Origin of the sequence: Microcystis sp. M31BS1, assembly GCF_020245285.1 — a bacterium.
GTDB lineage: Bacteria > Cyanobacteriota > Cyanobacteriia > Cyanobacteriales > Microcystaceae > Microcystis > Microcystis panniformis.
The window spans coordinates 1-3,896 of sequence record NZ_JADBVE010000124.1 but is presented as its reverse complement, the minus strand read 5'-3'; the positions used below and the strand labels follow the sequence as shown (position 1 = coordinate 3,896).

3 protein-coding genes and 1 pseudogene are annotated in these 3,896 nt (G+C 43.0%); 2 read left to right on the top strand and 2 right to left on the bottom strand.

The window, feature by feature from the left end; translation table 11 throughout:
* Both IM509_RS07100 and IM509_RS07095 read left to right on the top strand, forming a co-directional pair.
* Positions 1–169, top strand: a pseudogene (locus IM509_RS07100) (Uma2 family endonuclease); the annotation flags it as partial.
* Positions 170–1,181: 1,012 nt separating this feature from the next.
* Entirely contained in the window at positions 1,182–2,810 is a 1,629-nt protein-coding gene (locus tag IM509_RS07095) for a cation:proton antiporter (RefSeq protein WP_081417849.1), read from the top strand.
* On the opposite strand, the gene IM509_RS07090 is transcribed toward IM509_RS07095, so the two are convergent.
* Together IM509_RS07090 and IM509_RS07085 are read right to left on the bottom strand one after the other, a co-directional pair.
* Entirely contained in the window at positions 2,767–3,483 is a 717-nt protein-coding gene (locus tag IM509_RS07090; protein WP_052276010.1) for a potassium channel family protein, read from the bottom strand. The two genes, IM509_RS07095 and IM509_RS07090, sit on opposite strands and share 44 nt — an antisense overlap.
* Positions 3,484–3,733: 250 nt before the next feature.
* Positions 3,734–3,865 carry a hypothetical protein gene (locus IM509_RS07085; protein ID WP_260441361.1) on the bottom strand — a complete coding sequence of 44 codons (132 nt, stop codon included), beginning with the start codon at positions 3,863–3,865 and terminating at the stop codon, positions 3,734–3,736.
* Positions 3,866–3,896: the final 31 nt, after the last annotated feature.

The following is a 3,896-nucleotide window of genomic DNA, read 5'->3' as shown; positions in this document are numbered from 1 at the left end:
ATTAAAAATATATCTGTTAATAGAAGACGGTTATCAAGAAAAGGAAAATAGTCTTCTCTTTCCCGATATAAATATCAAGAAACTTTTTCCCTATTATGTTGAATTAGGCTGGAATCAAGGTTCTAGTCTTGCTTTACGTCAATTTGAAGCTTTAGAGAATTTTAGTTAATAATCAGGGCTGGTTATGGTGGTTTTCTCAACTAGACTCAGTGAGACTAACAATTAGAAGGTCATGCCAGCCTGTTAGTGATTGCTCTTGGTTTTACTGAACAAGTTTTTGCATTGGCGTTGTAATAAACAAGAGAGCGGTTTATATTACCCAAAAAATCTCCACAGACAACATCAAATAAATTTATTTTTATCAATTCAAATACAAGAAAAAACAACTCTAGCAGTTATCTTAAGGGTGAGGCAGGAAGTCTCTGATTTTAGGAAACACTGGAACCAGAGATGATGCTAAATCCCGTCATTTCGTCCCTACCACAATTTGGGCATTTTGTCAAAAAAAATTTGACTTTGCAACAAAACTACACAAAAATTAGATCAACGTTGTTAGGGGAAAAAAGGGATAATTGGCGCAAGTGTTTGGTTTGGCTAAAAGGGAAAGTCTAGATTTAGCAATGGTTTCAAGGCAAGCTAGACCTTGAAAAGTCCAAAAAAGCACAGAAAAATCCACCATAGCATAATGCAAAATTATACCAGAATCGCTGGAAGTATTGTCAACTCGTAAATAAATAGAAATTATTCTCAATAAATTCTTAAGTAAAAATAAATATTACCAATTGTAAATTTAAATATTTTTAAGTATTGAAGGTATTTGCATATAAAATACTTATCATTTTGCCCCGATTGCCTCTAACTTTTCCCTCCCCACAGCAATCACCGGGTAAATAGAAAATTTCTCATTCTTTCTCCTAGAGATGAAGTACAAATTAATCCTTACTCATCAAGTATTTTAAGTAGCTGGGTGGAATTAAATATAAAATGAACGTAGGTTGGGTTGAAGCATGAAACCCAACGCCCGATTATGTTACGCTACCGCTAACCCATCCTACAAATAATTGTGCCTACCTACTTAGCAACAATAACTAACCGTATCTATCTGAGAAAGGCTGTAACTACCATAACCTCCGTTATATTGTAAAAATAGTCAAGTTCTTAATTCTCGGTAAAATCGTCCTATGAGGGGAGAATTATTAGTAGCCTGGGCAGCACAACAAAAATCCTTCGATAGCAATTCTGCTGTGAACAGCCAAACGGTGGGAGACATTCCTGAACTGGTTCTTGTCTTGATCCTGCTGCTACTGATTGCCACTGCCGTAGCTCTAGTAACCCAGCGATTACGCATTTCCTATGTGGCAGGTTTAGTCTTAGCAGGATTACCGATTACCGATCTGTTATCTCGTCGTATTGGGTTAGATCCGTTTTTAGTGCTTAACCTTTTTCTGCCGATTCTGATTTTTGAAGCGGCGATTAATACCGATATCAGCCGTCTTCGCAGTACCTTTAAACCGATCGCACTGCTGGCAGGACCCGGCTCGGTTTTTTCTGCGGCGATTATTGCAGTTTTGGTAAAATTTGGCCTGGGGCTAGATTGGATTCCCGCCTTACTGGTGGGAGTGATTCTAGCAAATACCGATACTGTCTCAATAATTGCCGTCTTTAAGGAAATTCGGGTTCCCTCTAGGCTCTTGACTATTGTGGAAGGGGAAACACTATTTAATGATACAGCCGCACTCGTCACCTTCAATTTGCTCTTGGTGATTTACGCGACCGGAACCATCAGCACCACACAAGTTATCGAGGAAGTGTTGATCGTTGCTCTGGGTGGGGGATTAGTGGGTGCTGTCCTGGGCTATCTGTGTCTTCCCATCTATGTGCGCTTACGGGATCCGCTGAGTAGCCTGTTGCTTACGGTTGCGCTTGCCTTGGGAGCTTTTCAACTCGGGCAGTTTTTGGGTGTATCGGGAGCGGTGGCGGTAGTTATTGCCGGACTTGTCTTTGGTAACTTGGGGCTGCCTCGCAGCGCCTCTGCATCCGATCGCATTACCCTGATCAGTTTTTGGGAATATGCCGGTTTTATCGTCAATACCTTTATTTTTCTGCTCATTGGCATTGAAATCAACCCCTTGACCCTATGGCAAACCTTGCCATCGATTGTGCTGGTCATTTTGGCTTATCAATTGGGGCGTATTCTGTCAGTATATTCTTTACTATCGGTACTTCGCTGGATCGATCGACCAATCCCCTTACGCTGGCAACATATTCTGATTTTGGGCAACATCAAGGGTTCACTCTCCATGGCCCTAGCGGTTGCCATTCCTTTGGCTCTAACAGGGCGGGAATTGATCATCGAGCTAGTCTTTGGGGCTGTGTTATTTTCTCTGGTTATCCAAGGATTAGCCTTACCCTGGTTAATTAAAAAGCTCAATATTAGTCAGGTTTCGGCAGTAACACGGGATATTGGACAGTTACAGCTGCAGTTGATCGCGTCGAAAGCGGCACAAGATGAGTTAGCCAATTTACTGAAATCCGGCGTTTTACCGAAAGCAGTGTACGAAGAACTGTGGGCATCTTATCAGGCAAAAGTGGCGGTATCGGAACGGCTGCTGCGGGATGCTTATAATCAGTCTCGATCGGGGCAAATGGAGCCTAACAACAGTCAGTTAGATGCCATTCGACGACGATTGTTCCTCGCCGAGAAAGCCGCCCTGGGGGATGCACTTCGCAAACGCATTGTACCAGAAGATTTAGTACAATCCTACGTTAAAGGTTTGGATGAGAAACTTCTATCGTTGGACGATGATTAGTTTGAATGCCGAGGTAATCGATCATCGGTTTGACGAATTCCGGACGAGTAACCACCAAAATAGTTGAGTCGGCTTCTAGGACGGTATTGCCGTTGGGAATCTCTAAACTGGCAGAAGCGTGACACTGATAGCCAATAATCAGCGAACCGGTCGGAAAGTTGGCATCTTGAGCGATTTGGGCAACGGTACGCCCAGCTACATAACAATCCTTGGGGACGGGCAGCTTTAACACTTCCACTTGCCCCTGTTCAAAGTGCATCATCGATTCTACTTCGGGGTATTCGATCGCATTGGCCATGGTGGCAACGGCTAAATCAATCGTGCTGATGATGTGACTAGCTCCAGCAAGACGATAGGCTTCGAGAAATTCGCGATCGCACATTCTCACCACAATATGGGAAATGCCATAACTTCTAGACAGGGTGACTAGGGCTAGATTCATCGCATCGTCCCTTAGTGCGGCCACAACCGCATTAGCTTGTCGAATCCCTGCCTCTAGCAGAACTTTCGTGCTGACAGCACTCCCCTCAAAGGCCATGACACCGATTTTTTCCCGGGCAAACCGACAAGCTAAAGGATCCACATCAACGATGGCCACGGTGTGTCCCAAGTCTAAAAGTTGTTGGGCTAAACCTAGCCCCATCATTCCCGCCCCACCAATTAAAACGTACATAGCGGCTCTTTACTTAACAAAATACTGCCTAAGTAGGTAGGCGTTAAAAATTATCAGATGCCCCCCTTATTCAGGGGGATCCCCCCGCCTATCGGCACCCCCCTTATCAAGGGGGGCAGGGGGGATCGAACCTAAAATCCATTTTTAATTTAATTATAACCAGCTACTTAATTAAGTGGTTTCAATTAGATTATAACCAGCTACTTACCCAAAAAATCTCCACAGACAACATCAAATAAATTTATTTTTATCAATTCAAATACCAGAAAAAACGGTTCTTCGTTACTTGGTATGGTTCGATAGGGGGGCATAAATCGACTAAATCCTTATCTGGCAAGAGACTTAATTGATTAGTTCGCTCTAGAGCAAAAACAATTGACAAAAATCGCTAAATGCCTTTCTATATAAGGGTT

Coding starts and splice junctions, on each gene's coding strand:
- IM509_RS07090 (WP_052276010.1), bottom strand. CDS start 3,483: ATGTACGTTTTAATTGGTGGGGCGGGAATGATGGGGCTAGGTTTAGCC.
- IM509_RS07095 (WP_081417849.1), top strand. CDS start 1,182: ATGAGGGGAGAATTATTAGTAGCCTGGGCAGCACAACAAAAATCCTTC.